This is a genomic window from Candidatus Rhabdochlamydia sp. W815, assembly GCF_018642185.1.
GTDB lineage: Bacteria > Chlamydiota > Chlamydiia > Chlamydiales > Rhabdochlamydiaceae > Rhabdochlamydia > Rhabdochlamydia oedothoracis.
Genome location: NZ_JAAVTY010000112.1, coordinates 1 through 894 on the forward strand (window position 1 = coordinate 1; position 894 = coordinate 894).

General features: G+C 32.0%; 2 protein-coding genes. One reads left to right on the plus strand and one right to left on the minus strand.

Annotation, left to right across the window (positions count from 1 at the left end):
• Positions 1-240 precede the first annotated feature (240 nt).
• Positions 241-621: a hypothetical protein gene (locus tag RHOW815_RS06920; RefSeq protein WP_215217590.1), complete on the plus strand. Its 381-nt coding sequence runs from the start codon at positions 241-243 to the stop codon at positions 619-621.
• A gap of 38 nt (positions 622-659) precedes the next feature.
• On the opposite strand, the gene RHOW815_RS09390 is transcribed toward RHOW815_RS06920, so the two are convergent.
• On the minus strand, positions 660-894 hold a 235-nt coding region (locus RHOW815_RS09390), incomplete at its 5' end, for a winged helix-turn-helix domain-containing protein (RefSeq protein ID WP_215217591.1).

Consider the following 894-nt stretch of genomic DNA (forward strand, 5'->3'; position numbering starts at 1 on the left):
GACAAGTTTCAAGTCGTTGACTTAAATCCCATTAAGCTAGCCGTTTGAATCGGCACTAGTATATACTAGTTTGATTTCAAATTAAGAATTGTATAACTAGGTTTTTTTGAAAAAAATGCTCTATCTTGCAAGAAGATGTTATCTTTTGTTAGTTCTAAATAAGAACCTAATACATGTGAGTTATATCGAAATCCGTCAGAGCCATTATGGCCCTACGTATCACCAGATTTTTTTCATTCAATGAATTGGAAAGAAATGATGGAATTTAAAAAAAACCAACTAGACTTATTTAGCGATTTTAATGATGGTTTAGAACATGAATTTGAAGCGGGTTGGGCTGTTTTTAGATGGTTAACCATAGGCTATGAGTCAGGACTAAAAGAAAAACTTAATAAAGTTATAGATGAGCAACTAAAACAGTGTTTAATTATTACTGGATTAGTACAACATAACAAAAAACATTCCGATCGTTTAGGAATAGTAAGAACGATTTTAGATTTAGATAGTTTTAAATTATATAAAGACAAGTATATATCTATACTAAAGCAGCTAATACCCGGTGACAATTTTGATGAAAACAAAGTTCAGCAAGCGTTTGCATCACTTACAAATGCAACATAATATCGATTATCAGACGTTGATAATATACTAGTGCCGATTCAAACGGCTAGCTTAATGGGATTTAAGTCAACGACTTGAAACTTGTCGTTTATCCTACATTTCAAAATATCTGTTATTTTCGGTATCTCTTCTAAGAAGAATCCTCTAATTGCCTGAAAAAAAGTCACCGACGTTTCGTAATATTGTTCTATGAAAATTCGTTGTTTTTCAGGATCTAATTTCCCAGGAATCTTTTTAGGACGTTTATAAGCAAATCCGTGCTGTATGAGCCAA